Source organism: Domibacillus tundrae (assembly GCF_000970675.1).
GTDB lineage: Bacteria > Bacillota > Bacilli > Bacillales > Domibacillaceae > Domibacillus > Domibacillus tundrae.
The window spans coordinates 1-19,910 of sequence record NZ_LAJA01000008.1 but is presented as its reverse complement, the minus strand read 5'-3'; the positions used below and the strand labels follow the sequence as shown (position 1 = coordinate 19,910).

The following is a 19,910-nucleotide window of genomic DNA, read 5'->3' as shown; positions in this document are numbered from 1 at the left end:
CCACCGCCTTTTTTAATGAGAGAGGCTTTCAACGACTTCTTCGAGCTTCATGCCTCTCGATGCTTTTACAAGAATAAGCTCGCCGCCTTCTAAAATATTTTCAAGCGATTGAATAAGCTCCTCTTTATCTTGAAATGAAAAGACACGCTCCGTCCCAAATGCACCTTTTGCACCAGAGGCAATAAAGTGGCCAAGCACTCCGTACGTAAACACATAATCGATTTTGTCTGGATTGATAGACTGGCCTGTCTGATAATGAAATAACTCTTCATCCAGACCCAATTCCAGCATATCGCCGAGCACAACAATTTTCTTGGACTGCGATGGTAAATCAGACACAAGCGAGACCGCCGCTTTCACAGACGTCGGACTGGCGTTGTAGGCATCATTAATAATCTTTATGCCATTTTTGCCTTCTACCCATTCCATGCGCATTTTGGTCAGCTCGACTTTTCTCAGTCCTTCTGCAGCTGATTCATATGACATGTCAAATAAAGAAGCTGCTGAAATTGCTGCGAGAGCGTTCGTTACGTTATGCTGGCCAAGAACCGGCAATTCAAATTGCACCTCTGGTGATTGATTCACCGTAAATACGCTGCCATTTTCCCTTTGCTCGACCGATACCGGATAAATATCGTTTGTTTCACACAGTCCAAATGTTTTTGTTTGGAACGGAACGTCTTCATCAATTTTTTCTGCCAGCAGCGGCTCATCACCTAAATAAAGAAGCGTTCCTCCTTCAGACAATCCAGCCGTTATTTCCATTTTCGCATCCGCAATCGCTTCACGGGAACCTAAATCTTGCAGATGTGATTCTCCAATGTTGGTAATAATCGCTGCGTCTGGTGAAGCAAGCTTTGACAGCAGTTCGATTTCTCCTCTGCCGCTCATCCCCATTTCTAAAATTGCTATTTCCGTATCCGCACGCAGGGAAAGCATCGTCAGCGGAAGACCAATATGGTTATTGAAGTTACCTTCTGTTTTTTGCACGCGGTACTTCCCGGCAAAAACCGAAGCGGCCATGTCCTTCACCGTCGTTTTCCCATTACTTCCCGTAACGCCAACCACTTTGACCTCCAATGAATCCCGGTATGACTTTGACAGCTGCTGTAAAGCCAATAGTGTATCTTCTACGATCAGTACTGGCAGATCGTCCGGCGCGCCAGGCATGTCTTTTTGCCAAAGCGCCGCACCAGCACCGCTTTCAATCGCTTGCCGGACATACTGATGTCCATCTGTGTTTTCCCCGGCGAAGGGGACAAACAGACGCCCCCCCTCCACGCTGCGTGAATCAATTGAGACACCTTCAACGAGGCGGTCATGCCATTGTGTCACGTCATTTTCGATATTGATCATACTCGCTACCTGCTCAATTGTTTTCCGAATCATGAGCGCCCACCTTTAAACCGTATATTTAATCGATTGTTTTTCTGAATGTCGTTCAGTACCGAGTTCGATCATTTTTTCAATCAGTTGTGGATACTCGGTTCCCGCTTCTTTCCAAAGAAGCGGGAACATGCTAAATGGTGTAAAACCAGGCATTGTGTTCACTTCATTAATAAGAAAATCACCGTTTTCTGTTAAGAAAAAGTCCGCACGTACGAGGCCGGAGCAGTCGAGTGATTGATAAGCACGAATGGCCAGCTCTTTCATTTCCTTTTGCTGCGCTTCGGTAATATCCGCCGGAATAATCAAAGCAGTATCGCCGTCTTCGTATTTTGCTTTGTAATCATAAAAATCTTTTTTCGGCACGATTTCCCCAATTACCGAGCATTCGGGCTCATCATTTCCCAGTATGCCGACTTCAATTTCACGTGCAGTCACACCTTCTTCGATAATGACTTTCCGATCAAACTGAAACGCTTCTTCTATAGCTGTCATAAGCTGATCAGTGTTTTGGCACTTGCTAATCCCAACGCTTGAACCGAGATTGGCTGGTTTTACAAAGCATGGCCAGTCAATTTCCTGTTCAATTCGGCTGCATGCTTCTTCTTTATTTTGTTCCCATTTTGCCCGGGTCATATGTGTATAGCCCACTTGTTTAAGACCGGCCTGCGCGAACACACTTTTCATGATGATTTTGTCCATTCCTGCGGAAGAAGCAAGCACACCGTTTCCTACGTACGGTACATTTAACACTTCAAGAAGCCCTTGCACAGTCCCATCTTCACCGTTTGGTCCATGCAACAATGGAAAAACGATGTCATATTTATTTTGCGCAAGCATCGACAATACATGCTCTGTTCCACCATTTCCAGTAAGCTTAAGTTCTTCCACGGTTTCAGCCGGTGCTTCAAGTTTTCCCCCTTCTGTCCACGTGCCGTCTATTGAAATATAAACAGGATATACGTCAAATTTATTTAAATTAATCGCTGCGGTTACAGCTTTAGCTGTTTGTAATGATACGTTATGTTCTGCTGATTTTCCTCCGTAGAGCAATCCGAGTTTTGTTTTCATATTCATCCTCCAAAAAAGTCAGTCGCTTTTATTCTACCATGCTTTCTTTTAATAAGCAGAATCTTTCCATCCGACTTCATGCTCAATTTATTTATATGTAAACCTCTTCAGAATAATAACAATATTCCGCCTGTCTGTTTTCCTCTTAGCTTTTCTTAAACGAAAAAAACAGCCCTTGTGTAAAGCGAAACGGATTCTCTCATTGAGAATCCGTTTTTCATGAGAAAAAAGAGTAAATGTTTTGAATTTTGTCCAGCTCTAGGCGGCCAGTCCCTCGGTCATAAGCCGTCACAGCTGTGTGGCAAAGAGCGCCCCTTCGCTGGTCCGTCTTACGCCTGCCGGGCCTGAACGGCCGCCTTGCGCTTTTCTTACGAGAAGATGCTCCATTCATGTGTTTTTTTGTCAAAAACAAGCCGGGCATCCGGCGGCGTCCGAAAACTTTTCATATAGTCGTCGAATACATCATCCATGCTAATGTGATCACCGACAATCCACATCGGCACTTCCACTGTAAAGCGGCTTTGTTCCGTTTTTGACAACGAAATGACAATTCCTTCTTTCATGCTGCCGCTGAGCCTTGCCATCATCTCCGGTGGAATCAGTGGAAAAGCAGACCCTTTTTTCAAAGCAAAAAACGACCGTTCGCTTCGAAATAATCCAAGCTTCAATGAAATAAGCTTGCCAAGTACACTGTAAAAATCTGGAATGTGCCGGTAGTACGTTTTATTAAACCATTCATCATCATGAGACAAATACGCATAACGATTATTCAGCTTACTATAAAAAGGGCGGCGCAAATGTTCTTTGCTATGAGCTAAGTAAAGAAGTTCTGCAATTTCCTGTCCTTCCATTTCATTTAGTCCATCTGAATCTTCAAAGTCGACCCAGCAAAAATCACCGTATTCGCCAACGTCTTCTTTTAATAATCGAGGAAATTCTTCTGATTCAATGTAATCAAAGCGGGTATGCATATTAAAGTCGCTGCCCTCAAATTTATGTTTCAATAAAAGCAAATGAGACGGCGTTTCCGGAAGAGATCTCATAAACTCCTGGAATTCAATCCCGTATGAGATAACGTATTGATTAATCGGGTGCAAATGTATATAAATGAGTTCTTTCATGTTTCCGGGACTTTTCAATTACATAACCTCCACATCGTGACAAAGTACATAGCTGAAACCATCTTTTTTTGCTATACTGTTATTTTATCAAAATTCGTTCGTTTGCGTATGTAAATTTATGATGAATTTCACATAAACTGTGACACTTTTTAAATGATTTCGTTTTATACTTAAGAAGCAGCCCAAATTTCATTTTAAAGGAGGGGATGACTGTGATCTCAAATTTGGCCGAAGACCAGCTGACCCTGCTTGTCATCAAGCATTTAAAAGAAGGAAAAAAAACGGATTTGCAACAATTGGTTGATGAACTTCACCCGTATGATATGGCGGCGATTTATCGGAACCTGCCGGAAAAGCATCAAACGCGGTTTTTGCTCCATTTAACGATTCCGGTTTTGACCGATATGATTCAAGAGCTTGACAGTGACGAGCAAATGACTGTTCTGAAAAAAGTCGGGAAAGAACGTTCCCGCAAAGTGCTCGATGATATGGACAATGATGATTTGGCGTCCCTCCTCGATGATATGTCGCCGGAAAACATTAAGCAATTTTTATCCGGCATGAAAAAAGAAGAATCGACGATTATCGAAAACATGATGAGCTATCCGCCAGAAACGGCCGGTCGGATTATGACGAATCGATTCGTTTGGATCAAGCATTCCTACACAGTACGGGAAGCGGTTGAAAAGCTGAAGTCATTTGCAGAGTTTGCAGAAACGATCAATTATTTATATGTGATTGATGATACAAAAAAGCTCGTTGGGGTTGTGTCTTACCGGGACATGCTTCTGGCGGACACGCATGAGAAAATTGCTGATATTATGTACGGCCGTGTCATTTCAGTTGATGTGTACACCGATCAGGAAGAGATTGCCCGTCTCATTGAACGATATGACTTTCTCGCGATCCCCGTCGTTAATGATACAGGCGTCTTAATCGGGATTGTCACATTCGATGACATTATCGACGTTGTCATTCAAGAAGCGAACGAAGATATTGAAAAATTATCCGCTTCCGGTAAATCGATTGATTTTGATACGAAAGCGAGTGTCGCAGCTTTCAGACGGCTTCCTTGGCTCGTTTTACTGTTATTTATCGGGCTTGTATCCGGCAGCATTATTTCTGGTTTTGAAGATACGCTTCATCAAGTAGTAGCACTCACATATTTTATGCCAATGATTTCCGGTATGACAGGAAACACCGGTACACAGTCACTGGCCGTTGTTGTACGCGGACTTGCATCACGTGACATCGATATGCGGACTGTGCTGGCGCTTATTGGGCGTGAGTTCGGCGTCGGACTCATTATCGGGGCGGTTTGTGGAATCCTTATCTTTTTTATTGCTTTTTTCTGGCAAGGCAGTGCTGTTCTTGGATTTGTAGTCGGAGCGTCTCTTTTGCTGACGCTTATTATCGGAACACTTGCTGGCACCATTATTCCGCTCGTTTTATATAAATTGAATATCGATCCTGCGGTCGCATCCGGTCCGCTTATTACGACCATCAATGATATTTTTTCATTGATTACGTATTTTACAATCGCGTCTTGGTTTTTAACACAGCTTTTGTAAAAATTCAGTTGTTTGACCGAATTATCTGTCTTTATTATAATAAACTTACTTAAAAAGAACGATGGAAAGAAGGTGATCAAATGGGACATTGACGGTAACCACTTCATTATATACTGCCGGTTTTTCATCATTGATCATCATATTTAATAGGAGGTGACTTCTTCTTTCGCATTAGCGGGAGAAGAAATCTGATTGGACATATGGATTGGGCTTATAGCTGTTATCCTTTTGGCGTTGTCATTTACAGCCATTCGTAATGTAAAACGGAAAGAATCAAATGAAACAGGAGAACCTCCCTCGACAGGGCGTTCCTCCGCTCTTCTCGCTGAATTAAGCGGTATAGAGCATGAAAACCATTTGTCGCTGCTTCATAACCGGGCGGCAACGGAAGTAATGGTGCCCCGGACAGAAATGATTTATTTCGATAAAGAAGACACAGTCCGGGATTGTGTCAGCTTGTTCCGGGAAACAAAGTATACGCGTTACCCCGTTGCGGATGGAGACAAAGACCGGATTATCGGCTTCGTGAATTTTAAAGAAGTGATTGCCGAGTATGTCTCGGACCCAGTGGTCGGCTCGAAAAGCATTAAACATTTCGTCCGGCCGGTGACCCGGGTGATTGATTCGACGCCTGTGCATGAACTGCTTGCCAAAATGCAGGCAGAACGCACACAGATGGTCATGCTGATCAATGAGTACGGCGGTACAGCCGGCATTGTTACAGCAGAAGATATCGTCGAATTAATTGTCGGTGAATTGTACGATGAATTCGATGTCGCCGAACCACCCGTTATTCAGCAAATTGGTGATTTTCACTATATCGCCAGCAGCAAGATGCCGGTTGCTGAAACCGCCCTCTTGCTCAGCATCGATATGAATGACGAGGATGTTGATACACTTGGCGGCTGGATTTTAACGGAGAATTATGATATTCAGCCTGGCGAATCAATCGAGCACAATGGATTCCTGTTTACCGTTTTACAAATGGAAGACCACCAAATCCGTCATGTTGAAATTCAACGTATGCCGGATCAGGAAACAGTACAATCTGAAGCAGGCACTACACCTGTTGTGATTGCAGAACCATACAATGCCTGACGAAAAACCCGCTGAAAAGCGGGTTTTGTGTTTTCTCTAAATCAGAATTATAATTAACGAAATAGTATTGCGAAATGGAGCGCCCAAATGAAAAAGATTATGACAGCCGCCGCGCTGCTCGCGGCTTCCTGGACTGTGCTGCCAACTGTCCATGCGCGTATGTATGCGCACAACGTTAAAAAACGCGGACCTGACCGACCGGAAATCGCTCTTACATTTGATGATGGACCGGATCCTGCATACACACCTCTTCTATTAGACATGTTAAAACAATATAATGTAAAAGCCACCTTTTTTGTTGTAGGAGAAAAAGCGAAACTTTACCCTGAGTTAATCCGTAGAATGGAAGTTGAAGGCCATGAAATTGGCATTCATAATAACCGCCATATTTCAAACTGGCTTCTATCGCCTCCCGCATTAGAAAGACAGCTTATAAAAGCGGCTGACAGTATACATTCCATTACAGGAAATCGTGTGACCTTATACCGGCCGCCATGGGGACACTTTAATCCATTTACGCTCCCACAAGCGAAAGCATTTGACACAATTATGTGGACATCTATTCCAGGGGATTGGAAAAAAAACATGACCGCTGAAAAACTGGCTGAAAAATTGAGGATGGCAAGGTCAAACGGCGCCATTATTACGCTTCATGATAGCGGTGAAACAACCGGCGCCTACGAAAAAGCGCCCCTCATCATGATGGACGCGCTTCGTCTTTTTTTATCGGATCAGAAGTCCGCTTCTTTTTCATTTGTAACGGTACATACATTGTTCCGGACAAATTGATTCATTATTGGCTCGGTTTGTTTTTGAAGTGAGGGATTACATGGAATCATTAGTCATCGCGTATTTATCGAAGTATGGATATGCTATTTTATTTTTAGCCGGGGTCTTCGGTATCGTCGGCATCCCGGCGCCGGAAGAAAGTTTGTATGTGTATGTAGGCATGCTTGCCAAAAACGGATCTATTTCATTTCCCGGCGCTCTTGCATCATTAATAGCCGGCACGCTGACCGGCATGTTGATCAGCTATACACTTGGCCGAGTCATCGGTCAGCCGCTTTTGGACCGTTACGGAAAATATTTAGGTGTCACGAAAAAAAGGCTTCGAAAAACGATTATGCATTGGGATTTATCCCGTTCGCTTTTAGCCGGTTTTTTTGTCCCGGGAGTCCGTCAGTTTAACCCTTATTTTGCTGGAATTGCGAAGTTTTCCATTCCCGCTTTTCTTGCCCTCTCTGTTTTAGGTGCATTTATATGGGTATTCATGTATATGTCAGCAGGTTTTTTAATTAGCTCCTACATTAGAATTGAACCGGAGTATTTAGCAATTGCCGGTGCTGTGTTTTTTGTTTTATTTGTTATTCATTTTATTATCAAATGGAAAAAATCGTCATATTCCCGCCGTTAAAGGAGTCAAATTGACATGAAAATTATTGTGCTTCCTTTATTTCGTCTGTCGTCGGGCCATCATAAAGCAGCCGAAGCTATTATCGAACATATTAGTATGATTCGGCCGGATGCGAACATCCAAACTGTGGACATTTTAAGTTATTGCCATGAATCGCTCGAATCGGTCGTTTCAAAAATGTACATGCAGTGGATCAGCAAAAAACCAGAATCATACAGCAAATTTTATAAATCGTTTATTTATACGCCGGATGGCAGAAGAAGCGAGCAAATGCCGCTTCATGTGTGGGACAAATACTTTGAATTCCGGCTTGCCCGGTTGATCGAAAAAGAACGTCCAGACTATATTATTTGTACACACAGCTATCCGTCGAAGCTGCTCAATCACTTAAAACGCCAGAAAAAGGTTACGGCACCGATCATTAATGTGTACACAGACTTTTTCGTCAGCGACGTATGGGGAAAACGCAGCATCGATTATCATTTTGTTCCTCATCTAGAAGCAAAAAAATGGCTCGTACGCCTCGGTGTTCCGGCAGGGCGCGTGTATGTGACCGGTATTCCGGTCCACCCTTCTTTTGAAGCGGACCATGTCCACACTAAACATCGTTCCATTCTTGTGGCAGGCGGAAATAGTGGTCTGGGACAATTAGAAAAGCTGCTTCAGCATTTAAATGACCATACGCTTTCCTACACATATAAAGTGCTGTGCGGCCATAACGAAAAGTTACGGGCGCAAATTGACCTGCTGCGAAATCCGCGCATTAAAGCATTGCCGTACATGAGCAGCCGTGAAGAGATGAACCGGTTTTATGAAGAAGCGTCCGCCATTATTACAAAGCCAGGCGGCATTACCGTTAGTGAAGTGCTTGAAAAAGAACTTCCTGTCTTTATTTCCGGTGCACTCCCCGGGCAAGAAGAATTTAATGCAGACTACTTAAAAAAACGGGAACTCATTTATGAATTAACCGATGATGTTCCGATCGAGCAGCAAATTACAACAATTATTGATAGCGACATTGAGCGAAGCAAGTGGAAAAAACGGCTTGATCTATATAGTCTTGAAAAAGAGCAGACACTTACGACGACATTAACCGCGATTTTTGGCAGCACTTCTTCTTCTGTCCCGCTTTAATGAGCGGGTCTTTTCTTTTTATTGGTGAAGCTTTGATTGGCCATGCTATAATGTCAAACGAAGCGAAAATTTTCTTCACGGAAAGGAACTATTATGGAAAACTGGATTATTTCGATGATGGAGCAGTACGGGCTCTGGGGAGTTTTTTTCTTAATTGCGCTTGAAAATTTATTTCCTCCAATTCCGTCCGAAGTCATCCTTACATTCGGTGGTGTTATGACCGGACAGACAGATTTAACAGTTACCGGCGTCATTTTAGCTTCAACAGCCGGATCCGTTGCAGGTGCTGTCCTTCTATATGGCATCGGGTTATTAATGGATGTTGAAAAATTGGAGAAAATTATTGAACGATATGGAAAATTTCTTCGTGTACAAAAAGAAGATATTCATCGGGCAGATGTCTGGTTTGACAAATACGGGGTATGGACGGTCTTTTTATGCCGCATGATTCCACTTATCCGCAGCCTGATTTCCATTCCGGCCGGGATGTCAAACATGAACTTTTTCTTGTTTCTTTTGTTTACAACAGCCGGAACACTAATTTGGAACACAGTTCTTGTTAATCTAGGTGCCGCTTTTTCTGATTCATGGCATACGGTTGTCGAGTATATGGATGTGTATTCAAATATTGTGTACGCGATTTTGGCTATTATCTTTATTGCGGCAGTTATTTGGTTTGTTAAAAAGTTTCGCAGCCGCTCTGTTTAATGAAGACTCCTTCGCGCTTCCCCTGGAGGCTGAGTCTTCTCGCCTTAAATGATAAAAGCGTCCTGGCCTTGACTTGGTCCGGACGCTTTTATATGGAACTGACAAAGCGGACATGGCCCTTTTTCACACTGCAAGTGGATGGTGTGGCTGTATACACTTCTCCATCCATATCAACACGCATGGGCCTGTCCGTCGCAATGGTAAATGACCGGACCCGATGGTGTTCAAGGTTTGCTGCGTGTTTGCCTGTAGCTTTTATTTTTTCTGTCTGAATCACTTCTTTAATAAGCGAAAATCCCGATTCTTTCACGATGATGAGATCCAGATAGCCGTCTTCGTGATTGGCTTCAAATGGGAGGTTAATCGTTCCGATGTAGTTTCCATTTAACGCTACAGCCATCACAGCATCCCCTTCAAGTTTCACTCCGTCCGCTTCAATCATATAATGAAAAAAAGGCGGGTTGCGGATGGTCTCCAATGCGCTTAAATAGTAGCTCATTTTGCCGATCATCGTTTTTTTATTTTCATCGATGTTTTCTGATGTGTCCGTAATCATGCCAATTCCCCAAAAGTTGACAAAATAGCGATCGTTCATCAAACCAAGATCCACATGGCGAACGCCTCCTGTTTTTAACAATCGGCATGCTGCATCCATTTCTTCCGGCACACCAATCGCTCGGCTGAAATCATTGCATGTTCCGCCAGGCAGCACAGCGACAACCGGCCCGTTTTCCAGCCGGGCAATGCCATTGACACATTCATGAATCGTCCCATCGCCACCGTAAAGGATGATAATATCATAATCACTTCCTCGCTCAAAACAAATTTTTTCTCCTTCTCCTGGCGCTGAAATGACCTGTTCCTCTAAGTGTTCTACCGCTTCTTTTAAAACAGGGACAATTTGTTCGGTAATCGGCACTTTTCCTTTGCCTGCTTGTTCATTGTATAAAAGAAGCCCTTTGTTAAAATGCATCGTCATACGCCCCTTCCTTATCCAGGATGGCAGGAAGTCACCACTTTCAGCTGACCCTTCACTTCTCCGCTGCCTTGTAGCGCGCTCCATAGAGCCGCTCTTGATTTTGTTACCTTTGCTTTTACACCAAGCCTGGCAATATTATCGACAATTTGTCGTGTCCGGTCCTTACTCTTCATCGCGATCCATCCTTTTCGCTTTTATTTGTCTATACGTTCTTTATAAAAAAGTGTTTCATTTTTTTATCATCCTTTTTTATTTTCCCCATTTTAGCTTTTTCAATCCAGATCATTCACACTTTTTCGTGTATAGTTAAAGCAAGTATTTTATTAGAACGGATCGGTGATAAACGTGTTCATTGAATTGAGTCTTTTCCCATCGGCTGCCTACGTGCTGTTTGCACTGAATATTGTATCAGCATCTGCTGTTATTTTTCTTGAACGGCGCGATCCAGGCGCAACATGGGCCTGGCTGATGGTGCTCTTTTTCATTCCGCTTCTCGGCTTTATTCTTTACCTCGTTTTCGGGCAAAATTTAAGCAGGCGGCGGCTTTTTGATTGGGAAGATAAGAAAAAAATCGGCATTGAGAAACAAATTGCACATCAAAAAAAAGCAATTAAAAGCGGCCTCTATCCGTTTGCCAATCCACATACAAAAAAAAATGCGAAGCTCGTTTACATGCTGCTCAGTCATAATGATGCGGTCCTGTCTGAAGACAACAACGTATATATTTATACAGATGGTGTTGAAAAGTTTGAGGCGCTTATGAATGACATACGCAAGGCAAAAAACCACATTCATATTCAGTATTATATTTTCCGGAACGACGAGCTTGGGAAAAAACTCATTACATTATTAACGGAAAAAGCACTCACAGGTGTTGAAGTATGTATGCTTTATGATGACATGGGCTCTAGAACGCTCCGTCGCAAGGATTTTAAATTATTAACGGAAGCGGGTGGTGTGGTTGAAACCTTTTTTCCTTCCAGCATTCCATTTATTAATTTGCGCCTTAATTACCGGAACCACCGGAAAATTGTTATTATTGATGGGCAAATCGGTTACGTAGGCGGCTTTAATGTCGGTGACGAATATTTAGGAAAGAACCCGTCTTTTGGCTACTGGCGTGATACGCATCTTCGCGTCGAAGGCAGTGCTGTACATGCACTTCAAACTCGTTTTATTTTAGACTGGAATCAAGCATCAAAGCGGCATGACTTTATGTATGATGAGCGGCTGTTCCCTGTTCCAGACCATACAGGCAGCACTGCTATGCAAATTGTTACGAGCGGGCCGGATTCAGAGTGGGATCAAATCAAAAGCGGCTACTTTAAGCTTATTACGACAGCAAAGAAATCGATTTATATTCAGACTCCTTATTTTATTCCAGACGCGAGTATTTTAGACGCACTTCGAATAGCGGCCTTGTCGGGAATTGATGTAAAAATTATGATTCCGAATAAACCTGATCATCCATTTGTCTATTGGGCAACGTATTCGTATGCAGGCGAATTATTGAAAGCAGGAGCGAAAATTTATATTTATAACGATGGCTTTATTCATGCGAAAACGATTGTCGCAGATGAAAAATTAAGTTCAGTGGGGACAGCGAACATTGATGTACGGAGCTTCCGCTTAAACTTTGAAGTGAACGCCTTTATGTATGACTATGAAACTGGCAGCCGGCTGGCAAAGATTTTCTGGCATGACATGACAGTTTCCTATGAATTGACGCCAGCGCTATACCAGCAGCGGTCTAATTGGATTAAGTTTAAAGAATCTATTTCTCGGCTCCTGTCGCCGATCCTTTAAAGAAGCAGACATTCTGCTTCTTTTTAATTTGTTGCAATTTCGTAAATTCTTTTTGAATATTTTGTGAACATGTGTTATATTATATTTACAAACTAACCTATGAGGTGATTGATATGGATCAAGTATTAATGCAGCGTTTAAACAAACAAGGACTTATTTTCGCAGCGGTCCATACCGTGTTTTTCTTAAACCTCGTCATTGAATTTATCGTTTCCCGGTAATAAACAAAAGCCGTCTGCCACGTGCAGACGGCTTTTTCATTTGGTAAAATAAAAGAAAAAGGCGGTACATATATGAATAAGTCACAAATTGAATACAAGATTAGAGAATTGAAAATGGATTACATTCGTGTGCAAGGTGACATTGAAAAGTTGGAATCGACTGGACACGGCACGTCTAAAGCAGAAGAAATGCTGGTTGAAATGGAAAACGAATTAAAAGAGCTGAATAAACAGCTTCTTGCATTTGAAAAGTAATTAAATCATTGGTTTTGGTCACGAAACAAGCCGCCTCCTTTTCAGGGGCGGCTTGTTTCGTTTAGTAGTAACGCCATGATTTTTCGTACACTTCAATTAAATTCGGGCGAATTAATGTGTTCGGCTGGAGTGTTGCTCCATCTTCCATCACCGCATCTTCATCTTTTCCGAACTTCGCCAGCGCCGGTAATACATCGGCGGTTAAATACCGTGTATCTTTTAAAAGAGTTAGCTCTTCCAGCTTAATACCGTTTCGCGATGCCATGACATAACCCCAGCCGCCAAAACTTGGAATATCCGCATGAAGGTTTTCCGTTTTTAGTCCGGCCGCCTGCACGGTCCGGTCGATCGTCCAGTACACTTTTGGCGCAAATACGGGACTGGTCGCCTGCACAATCATTGCCCCGTCCGGCTGCAGATGATTGCGGGCAAGGGAGTAAAATTCCTGCGTGTATAATTTATTCAATGACTCATTGTTCGGATCGGGTAAATCGATAATGACCACATCATAAAAACCTTCAGCTTTTTCTAAAAACTGAAACGCGTCCTCATTCACGATGTCCACACGCGGATCATCCAGTGCTCCCTCATTTAAATCGGTTAATAAATGGTTCGTTCGTGCCGTTTCCGTCATCGCGGGATCAAGATCGACAAGTGTTACGGTTCCAAGGTCTTCATACTTTAATAGTTCACGAACAGCGAGACCGTCTCCGCCACCTAACACAAGCACCCGGTCATGCCGTGCAGCCGCCGCCATCGCAGGGTGAACGAGAATTTCATGGTACCTATGTTCATCAGATGAGCTGAATTGCAGCTGGCCATCTAAATACAAACGTGTATCCCCTTGCTCTCTCGTTAAAATAATTTGCTGATAAGCGGTTTGCTCAGAAAAAACGACCGGATCTTTGTACAGCTTTTGCTCGAAATGAAACGCCGCTTCTTCCCCGAAAAGCGCACCAGCAATTAAAATACATAGAAAAGCAACGCCGGATATCGCATGAAGCCGAAACCGTTTCATTTCATGACGGAATCGAAACACAATCCAGATCGCCACTGCTACATTAATAAGGGCAACGAGAAATGATGTTTTCACAAGCCCGAAATACGGACGAAGCAAAAATAAAAACAAAAGACCGCCTATAAGACCGCCGGCGTAATCTGAAAACAGAACCTTAGCCGCACTTTTTTCAAGAGACACACCAATTTCATTTGCTTTCCGAATTAAAATAGGCAGCTCAACACCTGTCAACGTTCCGACTAACAATGTGACGCTATATAAAAACAAAGCGTCCGTTCCGTCCGGCAAATACGCCGTCACCCCGAACAGAAGCATGGCGGAAAACCCGCCGATGAGACCAATGCTGTACTCAATCCAAATAAAAGAAGCAATTAAATACCTTGTCATTTTTTCGCTTATGTATGCCCCGATGCCCATACCGGTTAAAAAAAGGGAGATGGTGAGCGTATACTGCTTCACTCCATCTCCTAAAATGTATGAACCAAGTGCACCGAACAGCACTTCAAAAATGATTCCGCAAATCGAGACAATACCCGATGCATAATAAATTGACCGGCTTTGCCGGAGAGATTCCTGTTCAGTCATCAAAACACCGCCTTACGAAATCGAAGCGCCGATAACAAACGCCAGACCGATCGAAACGGAAAACGAAACGATCCCGACAGCCAAATTTCCTTGTTTGAGCTGCTCCTCAACCGAAAAGCTTCTTGTTAGTACTTCAAACAATACATATGCAACAAGCTGAAGCACCATACCAAACAAGCCCCAAATGATCGTTTCACCAATTGTATCATTGTGGAAAATAGAAAATGTAATAATAATGCAAATACCGATAATTTTCCCGCCGATCGACAGCGCAACGGCTGCATTGCTTCCTTTTATTTCATCCCAATCTTTATACTTTTTGGTCATCAGTTCAAAAATAACCAGCCCGACAATCACCACCGCAATGGCCACTGCATAATACAAAAATGTCAGTAAAAATGGATTCACAGCTGCATTCCCTCATTTCGTTTCATTATTTTCCTTCCCCCGGACCACCGCCGCGGAATGTAGAACCCCGGCCATAAGAACCTGATGAAAAAGTGCCTGTCCCATAGTAGCCGCCGCCGGAATAACATCTATCGTTATTATTTCGGCACTTATTTGTCTGCGTCCGCTCCCACCCTGAGCCAAACCGCCCACTTAACATGGAGCCAAGAAACATCCCCGTAAAAAAGCCTGGACTATAGTGTGTACGGACAAATTCATCTTCGGCTACTTCAACAAGTGTGGATCCAGGGTTGTCCGGATCTTCTGTTAAGATAATAAATTCATTATCATACACAAGCACTTGGCGTCCGTCCACTTCTTCACCGACTTGTTCCGGTTCTTGTATATCGACAAGCTCAGCCGATGTATCTGCCACACTTTTGTTTGTACGGTAGACCATCGCCCGATCATTTGTATTCGAGCTGTTTTGTACGGCATCGATAAATGTATAGTTTTCATCGATATAGTCATCCGCCTCCTGTAAGCCGCATGCAGCCAGGAAAACGGATGCTACAATGGTCATTGTCAGCCATTTCTTTTTTCTCATATGAAAACACTCCAAATGAACAGAAACGGCCCGCCGCACCGGGCGGACCGCGGTTCCTTATTCTTTTCCGAGCTTTTGCTTAAGTGCGGCCAGTTCATCATCCACTGCACTGTTTTTCTTTATTGCAGCTAATTCATCATCCAGGCTGCGCGAACCTGCCCGTAAATCTTCTGATGTTTCTGCTTCTGCTTCATACTGCATCACTTTTTCTTCCATCCGTTCAAAGCCGCGTTTTGATTCATCATTGCCGACAGAGGACATCGCCCGGTTCATTTTCGTCCGTGTTTTTGCGGATTCTGCGCGTGCTTTTAACGAATCTTTTTTCAGCTGCATTTCTTCATACTCGCGTTTCATTTCTGACAATTTTTCTCGAAGAACCGCTGCATCCGCCGCTGCCTGTGCGTGGGCTTCTTTCATTGATTCCGCTTGTTTCGCATGATTGTTTTTATCTTCAAGCGCGCGGCGGGCCAAGTCTTCATTCCCTGCTTCAATGGCGTCAACGGCTTGCTGCTGGCGTTTTTCCACCATGCTGTCTGCATCGTCATATTTCTTTTTTAACATTTTTTCGTTTGCCAGCTGTTTTGCTACCGCTGTTTCCGCATCGCGAATATCCGCAGACATTTCCCGCATAAACTGGTCCAGCATTTTAACCGGATCTTCCGCTTTATCAAGTGTTGCATTCAACTCAGATCCTACATACGTCTGCACACGCTTAAAAAATTGAAACATTTTCTCTCCTCCAATGTTGGTTAGCTTCCCGCTAAAACGGTGATTTCATATTCCTCAATTTCATACCCGTAACTGACTTCCACATCGCCGCCCCATACTTCAACAGATAGGAAATGCTCTTCTGAATCATCCATGTAGTCATAGTAATCCACGTTTTTGCCATGAACATTTTCACTGCGGCCTTCTGCTTTTACATACGCCCGGCCTTGCTCTTCTAAATAATAGGTTCTGCCGTCGTAAGTAACTTTTTTTGAGCCCGGTTCAAGGCCTGGCACACGAACGGTCTCGTACATGCCGACTTCGAGTTCATCATCAAGCTCTACGCTGAGCCAGCGGATTTTACCATCAGCCGCCAGTTGATACGCATCCCAAAAATAACCACTGTCGTTGTAATAGATTTTACCTGTTACTTCGTAGTCAGCCAAATCGTACGTGACAAAATCACCTACACGTAAATTAAGCAGCGTCCGTTCTTTCGCTTCCGGCACACTTTCTTCGGCTCCGCCGAAAAGCCGCTTCCAAAAACTCATGTATTTTTCACCTCAATGCCATATACGAACTATTTATAGTAAAGTTTCATTTTTTGTATAACGAAGAATGGCTTTTATTAAATGGAAAACTTAAGAAAGCGTTTGTTTGTTGGAAAAACAGCCCAAAGCAGTCTTTTATGGAATAAATACATTAATGTGACCTTTAAGCACCTCAAGATCAAATGGAACTGGGTCACCCAGATCGCCATCCACATTGGCTGTAAGCTCCATTGTCGATCGGATACTCGCTTTTCTTGTACGGAAATATAAAACGTCCGGATCTTCCTGAAAGTCACCTTTCAATAAATTTGCACCGATACGCAGCAATTTCGGCAGCCCCACATCTTGTACAATAAAGCAGTGAAAAAAGCCATCTGCCGCTTCTGCATCTGGTGCTAACTTCTCAAATCCGCCAACTGAATTGGTCAGTGCAGCCAGAAAAAGAAGTGATTTTTCTTCATATACTCGGTCATCCGCTTCTACGGTAAGGTGAAATGGTGTTTTTTCTTTTAATGTTTTCAAACCTTCCACCAAGTAAGCAAGCGCACCAAGCGTTGTTTTTTGTTTCGAGGTGACTTCTCCAGTCGCTTCGGCAATCCCGCCAATTGCTAAAATGTTCAGGAAATAACGGTCATTTATTTTGCCGATGTCAGCTGGTCTTGTGTTTTGGCCTAAAGAAGCGATCGCTTCTTTAGGTTCAAGCGGTATATTTAACGCGCGCGCAAAATCATTGACAGTACCAAGCGGGATGACCCCCATTACAGGGCGGTGCGGCTGTTCGGCAAGACCGTTTACCGTTTCATTCATCGTACCATCGCCGCCCATTGCAATTACGGCATCAAGCTTTCGTTCGCATGCCTCCTTCGCAAAACGCACTGCATCTCCTTCTCCTTCGGTTAAGCGCGTTTCTACATCGTATCCGGACTTCTCAAGCTGTCCTTTAATTTGGTCAATGTGTTCTTCAGCTTCTTCTTTCCCTGAAGATGGATTTGCGATAATCATAGCTTTTTTCATGCGTATTGGCCCTCCTTGTTTTCTTGATCGGCGGTTCCGGTAAAACTGTCCGGTACCCAGTTCGTCATTCAGCAGCAGCTCCATTCGTTCTAAATCTGTTTTCGTAACCGGCAGGTCTTTCTCGGACCAATTCACGATGTAAATAAAATAATACGTATGAATAAGCCGAAAGATGACATTCGAATGTGGGAAACGCTCGTAAACCGCTTTAATGTTATAGCGTTTCGTATATGTCCAGCTGACTAATTTCATGATCCTTCACCTAACGGTTGTATACCCGAATTTTGACGAAAAGAACATGGCCATGCACGCTTTTTCGGCAAAAACAGTGAAAGGAAAAAAGCGAGCGGTATTGAATGTATTAAAGAAGACAAAGGAGGGGTTTCTATGCACACAACAAAAGAAGCAGCCGCCGCCTTAGACATCAGTCCGTCAACGCTAAATAAATATGTCATGGCACTTGAAGGAGCAGGCTTCCGGTTTGAGACAGGAAAACGCAATGGCAGGTTGTTTGATGAAAAAGAAATGGCTACAATCCGTCAGATGATTGACACTGCAGCCGCTCAAAACCTTCCTCCCGGCCAGGCAGCCAATGCGATCGGACAAAACGCTTATTTTTCTTTAATTGAAGAACGTCTCTCTGCTATTGAACAGCGGCAGGATCATTTAATGAATTTGTATGAAGATCTGTCTTCTAAATTGGCCCGCCTTCCTGTTCATCATATTCCCGACTACTCGCCGCCTTCTTTTTTATTTTCACCGCGCCGAAAAGCAGGATTTTTAAGCTTTTTGTCGAAATAGGATAGAATGTTGAAGGAACTTCTCCTAAAACCGCACACGTCCTGTGTGCAACGGAGAACCCAGAACATCCTGTTCTAAAGGAACTTCTCCTAAAACCGTACACGTCCTGTGTGCAACGGAGAACCCAGAACATCCTGTTCAAGTCAGACTATGTGAAAAAGAAGGAGAACTCTATTTTGAAAAAAGCAATCTTTTTTGACCTCGATGACACACTCTTAGATGATAAAAAAAGTATTCAAACGGCTTTTGATGTTACATGTGGTGAACTGGCAGAAAAATTCAAAAAAAATGCGGCTGATATCGAAGAACACGTTCGCGCTGCTGCCCGCGCGCAATATGAAACATATGACTTTTATCCGGTCACTATTTCAATTGGCATTAACCCGTTTGAAGGACTGTGGGGAGACTTTGGCGACGTGCACCATAGTGGTTTCCGTTCCATGGGAGACCAAATTGCCGACTACCAATTAACAACATGGGAAAACGGCTTATCCGCAGCAAGCATTCCATCTTCTGAAGCGGACTGGGCACGTGAGCGGTTCCGCAGCGTTCGCCGCAATTCCGCTTTTGTTTACGAAGAAACATACGATGTGCTGAATACACTGCGCGATAAAGGAATTCGTCTCTTGCTCTTAACAAATGGTGCCCCTTCTCTTCAATTAGAAAAATTGACGATGACACCGGAGCTCGTTCCTTATTTTGAGCATGTGTTAATTTCTGGACATTTCGGCTTCGGAAAACCGGAAAAAGCAATTTTTGAACACGCTTTAAGGTTAATGGATCTTAAACCGAGTGATGTCCTAATGGTGGGCGACAACCAAGGAACGGATATTTTAGGTGCAACCCGTACCGGCATTGAATCCGCCTGGATCGACCACGGCGAAGGAAAAGTAATCGAAGGCGCAAATCCAGTTCACACACTCAGCCGGCTAAAAGACATTCTTTCACTTATTGAATAGGTTTATACTTATCAAGAACGGGTAAACAAATGTGAAAAAGAACAGTTGCCTGTTTCGGAGATAAGAGGAGAGACTTGAATGGAAAAGCATTTTGAACCGTCCAAATTGGACATTAAAATTTTTGATAAGAAAAATAGCCGCCCGTTTGCGGAAACGCCGCCCGAAGATAAAGAGGTATATGAGCTTCATGATGAAACGATGCGGACACCGCTTGAAAAAGCAGATGTGTTTGAAAAGCTGCTTCAAACAGAAGATGCGTGCGAATTATGGATTGTTCCCGTAACGGAGTCCACGTCCTCTTTCACCCAATCATTGTCTGAAGAAAAAACATCTGCTCTTTTCGGCATGCTGTCATCATTTCGTGAAAAAGTGCAGCGCGATCGAACTTTCTTAGTTGTTGGACCGGATTGCTCCGAAAGCATGAAAGGGAAAGTCAAGCAGCTTGGCTATACGATCCTTCCTTGTGAACCAGATGACCTTAAATCTGTAATTGTAGAATATTAAAAAACGGCACCT

General features: G+C 43.4%; 22 protein-coding genes. 11 read left to right on the top strand and 11 right to left on the bottom strand.

Annotated elements, in window-relative coordinates:
* Nucleotides 1–12 precede the first annotated feature (12 nt).
* The 3 genes from VQ00_RS09790 to VQ00_RS09780 form a co-directional block, all read right to left on the bottom strand.
* Complete coding sequence (locus VQ00_RS09790) at nucleotides 13–1,389, bottom strand: UDP-N-acetylmuramoyl-tripeptide--D-alanyl-D-alanine ligase (RefSeq protein ID WP_046179975.1); 1,377 nt, start codon at nucleotides 1,387–1,389, stop codon at nucleotides 13–15.
* A gap of 12 nt (nucleotides 1,390–1,401) precedes the next feature.
* Nucleotides 1,402–2,457, bottom strand: coding sequence for a D-alanine--D-alanine ligase (locus VQ00_RS09785; RefSeq protein WP_046179974.1), 1,056 nt, complete (start codon nucleotides 2,455–2,457; stop codon nucleotides 1,402–1,404).
* Between the two features lie 368 nt (nucleotides 2,458–2,825).
* The gene (locus tag VQ00_RS09780; RefSeq protein ID WP_046179973.1) at nucleotides 2,826–3,596 is read right to left on the bottom strand and encodes a hypothetical protein; all 771 of its coding nucleotides are present in this window, start codon (nucleotides 3,594–3,596) and stop codon (nucleotides 2,826–2,828) included.
* A gap of 194 nt (nucleotides 3,597–3,790) precedes the next feature.
* Between VQ00_RS09780 and mgtE the strand changes: the two genes are divergently transcribed.
* From mgtE to VQ00_RS09750, 6 genes are all read left to right on the top strand, one after another.
* Nucleotides 3,791–5,149, top strand: coding sequence for a magnesium transporter (mgtE, locus tag VQ00_RS09775; protein WP_156154039.1), 1,359 nt, complete (start codon nucleotides 3,791–3,793; stop codon nucleotides 5,147–5,149).
* A gap of 192 nt (nucleotides 5,150–5,341) precedes the next feature.
* Complete coding sequence (locus VQ00_RS09770; RefSeq protein ID WP_052728469.1) at nucleotides 5,342–6,247, top strand: hemolysin family protein; 906 nt, start codon at nucleotides 5,342–5,344, stop codon at nucleotides 6,245–6,247.
* 87 nt (nucleotides 6,248–6,334) lie between these two features.
* Nucleotides 6,335–7,036 (top strand): polysaccharide deacetylase family protein, encoded by a 702-nt coding sequence (locus VQ00_RS09765; RefSeq protein ID WP_046179971.1) that lies wholly within the window; start codon nucleotides 6,335–6,337, stop codon nucleotides 7,034–7,036.
* 40 nt (nucleotides 7,037–7,076) lie between these two features.
* The gene (locus VQ00_RS09760; protein WP_046179970.1) at nucleotides 7,077–7,661 is read left to right on the top strand and encodes a DedA family protein; all 585 of its coding nucleotides are present in this window, start codon (nucleotides 7,077–7,079) and stop codon (nucleotides 7,659–7,661) included.
* Between the two features lie 15 nt (nucleotides 7,662–7,676).
* Nucleotides 7,677–8,795 (top strand): MGDG synthase family glycosyltransferase, encoded by a 1,119-nt coding sequence (locus VQ00_RS09755; RefSeq protein ID WP_046179969.1) that lies wholly within the window; start codon nucleotides 7,677–7,679, stop codon nucleotides 8,793–8,795.
* 93 nt (nucleotides 8,796–8,888) lie between these two features.
* Nucleotides 8,889–9,503: a DedA family protein gene (locus VQ00_RS09750; RefSeq protein WP_046179968.1), complete on the top strand. Its 615-nt coding sequence runs from the start codon at nucleotides 8,889–8,891 to the stop codon at nucleotides 9,501–9,503.
* An 88-nt stretch (nucleotides 9,504–9,591) separates the two neighbouring features.
* Here VQ00_RS09750 and VQ00_RS09745 read toward each other — a convergent pair whose 3' ends face one another.
* Nucleotides 9,592–10,482, bottom strand: coding sequence for a diacylglycerol/lipid kinase family protein (locus VQ00_RS09745; RefSeq protein ID WP_172645568.1), 891 nt, complete (start codon nucleotides 10,480–10,482; stop codon nucleotides 9,592–9,594).
* An 11-nt stretch (nucleotides 10,483–10,493) separates the two neighbouring features.
* The gene (locus tag VQ00_RS18835; RefSeq protein WP_169818478.1) at nucleotides 10,494–10,655 is read right to left on the bottom strand and encodes an Lmo0850 family protein; all 162 of its coding nucleotides are present in this window, start codon (nucleotides 10,653–10,655) and stop codon (nucleotides 10,494–10,496) included.
* A gap of 184 nt (nucleotides 10,656–10,839) precedes the next feature.
* Between VQ00_RS18835 and cls the strand changes: the two genes are divergently transcribed.
* Together cls and VQ00_RS09735 are read left to right on the top strand one after the other, a co-directional pair.
* A complete protein-coding gene (gene cls, locus VQ00_RS09740; protein WP_046179994.1) occupies nucleotides 10,840–12,288 on the top strand; it encodes a cardiolipin synthase in 1,449 nt (482 codons plus the stop codon).
* A 293-nt stretch (nucleotides 12,289–12,581) separates the two neighbouring features.
* On the top strand, nucleotides 12,582–12,764 hold the full coding sequence (locus tag VQ00_RS09735) for an SE1832 family protein (RefSeq protein ID WP_046179993.1): 183 nt from the start codon (nucleotides 12,582–12,584) through the stop codon (nucleotides 12,762–12,764).
* Nucleotides 12,765–12,825: 61 nt separating this feature from the next.
* Here the strand turns inward: VQ00_RS09735 and VQ00_RS09730 are convergent, their stop codons facing one another.
* The 6 genes from VQ00_RS09730 to VQ00_RS09705 all read right to left on the bottom strand — a co-directional run bounded on the left by VQ00_RS09730 (nucleotide 12,826) and on the right by VQ00_RS09705 (nucleotide 17,886).
* The gene (locus tag VQ00_RS09730) at nucleotides 12,826–14,367 is read right to left on the bottom strand and encodes a polyamine aminopropyltransferase (protein ID WP_046179967.1); all 1,542 of its coding nucleotides are present in this window, start codon (nucleotides 14,365–14,367) and stop codon (nucleotides 12,826–12,828) included.
* 12 nt (nucleotides 14,368–14,379) lie between these two features.
* Nucleotides 14,380–14,775 carry a DUF350 domain-containing protein gene (locus VQ00_RS09725; RefSeq protein ID WP_046179966.1) on the bottom strand — a complete coding sequence of 132 codons (396 nt, stop codon included), beginning with the start codon at nucleotides 14,773–14,775 and terminating at the stop codon, nucleotides 14,380–14,382.
* A gap of 25 nt (nucleotides 14,776–14,800) precedes the next feature.
* Nucleotides 14,801–15,361, bottom strand: a complete 561-nt coding sequence (locus tag VQ00_RS09720) for a DUF4247 domain-containing protein (protein ID WP_052728466.1) — start codon at nucleotides 15,359–15,361, stop codon at nucleotides 14,801–14,803.
* A gap of 57 nt (nucleotides 15,362–15,418) precedes the next feature.
* Nucleotides 15,419–16,090: a PspA/IM30 family protein gene (locus VQ00_RS09715; RefSeq protein WP_046179965.1), complete on the bottom strand. Its 672-nt coding sequence runs from the start codon at nucleotides 16,088–16,090 to the stop codon at nucleotides 15,419–15,421.
* A gap of 20 nt (nucleotides 16,091–16,110) precedes the next feature.
* Nucleotides 16,111–16,620: a DUF4178 domain-containing protein gene (locus tag VQ00_RS09710; RefSeq protein WP_046179964.1), complete on the bottom strand. Its 510-nt coding sequence runs from the start codon at nucleotides 16,618–16,620 to the stop codon at nucleotides 16,111–16,113.
* Nucleotides 16,621–16,755: 135 nt separating this feature from the next.
* The gene (locus VQ00_RS09705) at nucleotides 16,756–17,886 is read right to left on the bottom strand and encodes a diacylglycerol/lipid kinase family protein (RefSeq protein ID WP_245618097.1); all 1,131 of its coding nucleotides are present in this window, start codon (nucleotides 17,884–17,886) and stop codon (nucleotides 16,756–16,758) included.
* A gap of 135 nt (nucleotides 17,887–18,021) precedes the next feature.
* Here VQ00_RS09705 and VQ00_RS09700 point away from each other — a divergent pair, with 135 nt between their 5' ends.
* The 3 genes from VQ00_RS09700 to VQ00_RS09690 all read left to right on the top strand — a co-directional run bounded on the left by VQ00_RS09700 (nucleotide 18,022) and on the right by VQ00_RS09690 (nucleotide 19,898).
* Nucleotides 18,022–18,435 carry a MerR family transcriptional regulator gene (locus VQ00_RS09700; RefSeq protein ID WP_046179963.1) on the top strand — a complete coding sequence of 138 codons (414 nt, stop codon included), beginning with the start codon at nucleotides 18,022–18,024 and terminating at the stop codon, nucleotides 18,433–18,435.
* A gap of 176 nt (nucleotides 18,436–18,611) precedes the next feature.
* Nucleotides 18,612–19,394, top strand: coding sequence for an HAD family hydrolase (locus VQ00_RS09695; protein ID WP_046179962.1), 783 nt, complete (start codon nucleotides 18,612–18,614; stop codon nucleotides 19,392–19,394).
* Between the two features lie 78 nt (nucleotides 19,395–19,472).
* Complete coding sequence (locus VQ00_RS09690; protein ID WP_046179961.1) at nucleotides 19,473–19,898, top strand: hypothetical protein; 426 nt, start codon at nucleotides 19,473–19,475, stop codon at nucleotides 19,896–19,898.
* Nucleotides 19,899–19,910: the final 12 nt, after the last annotated feature.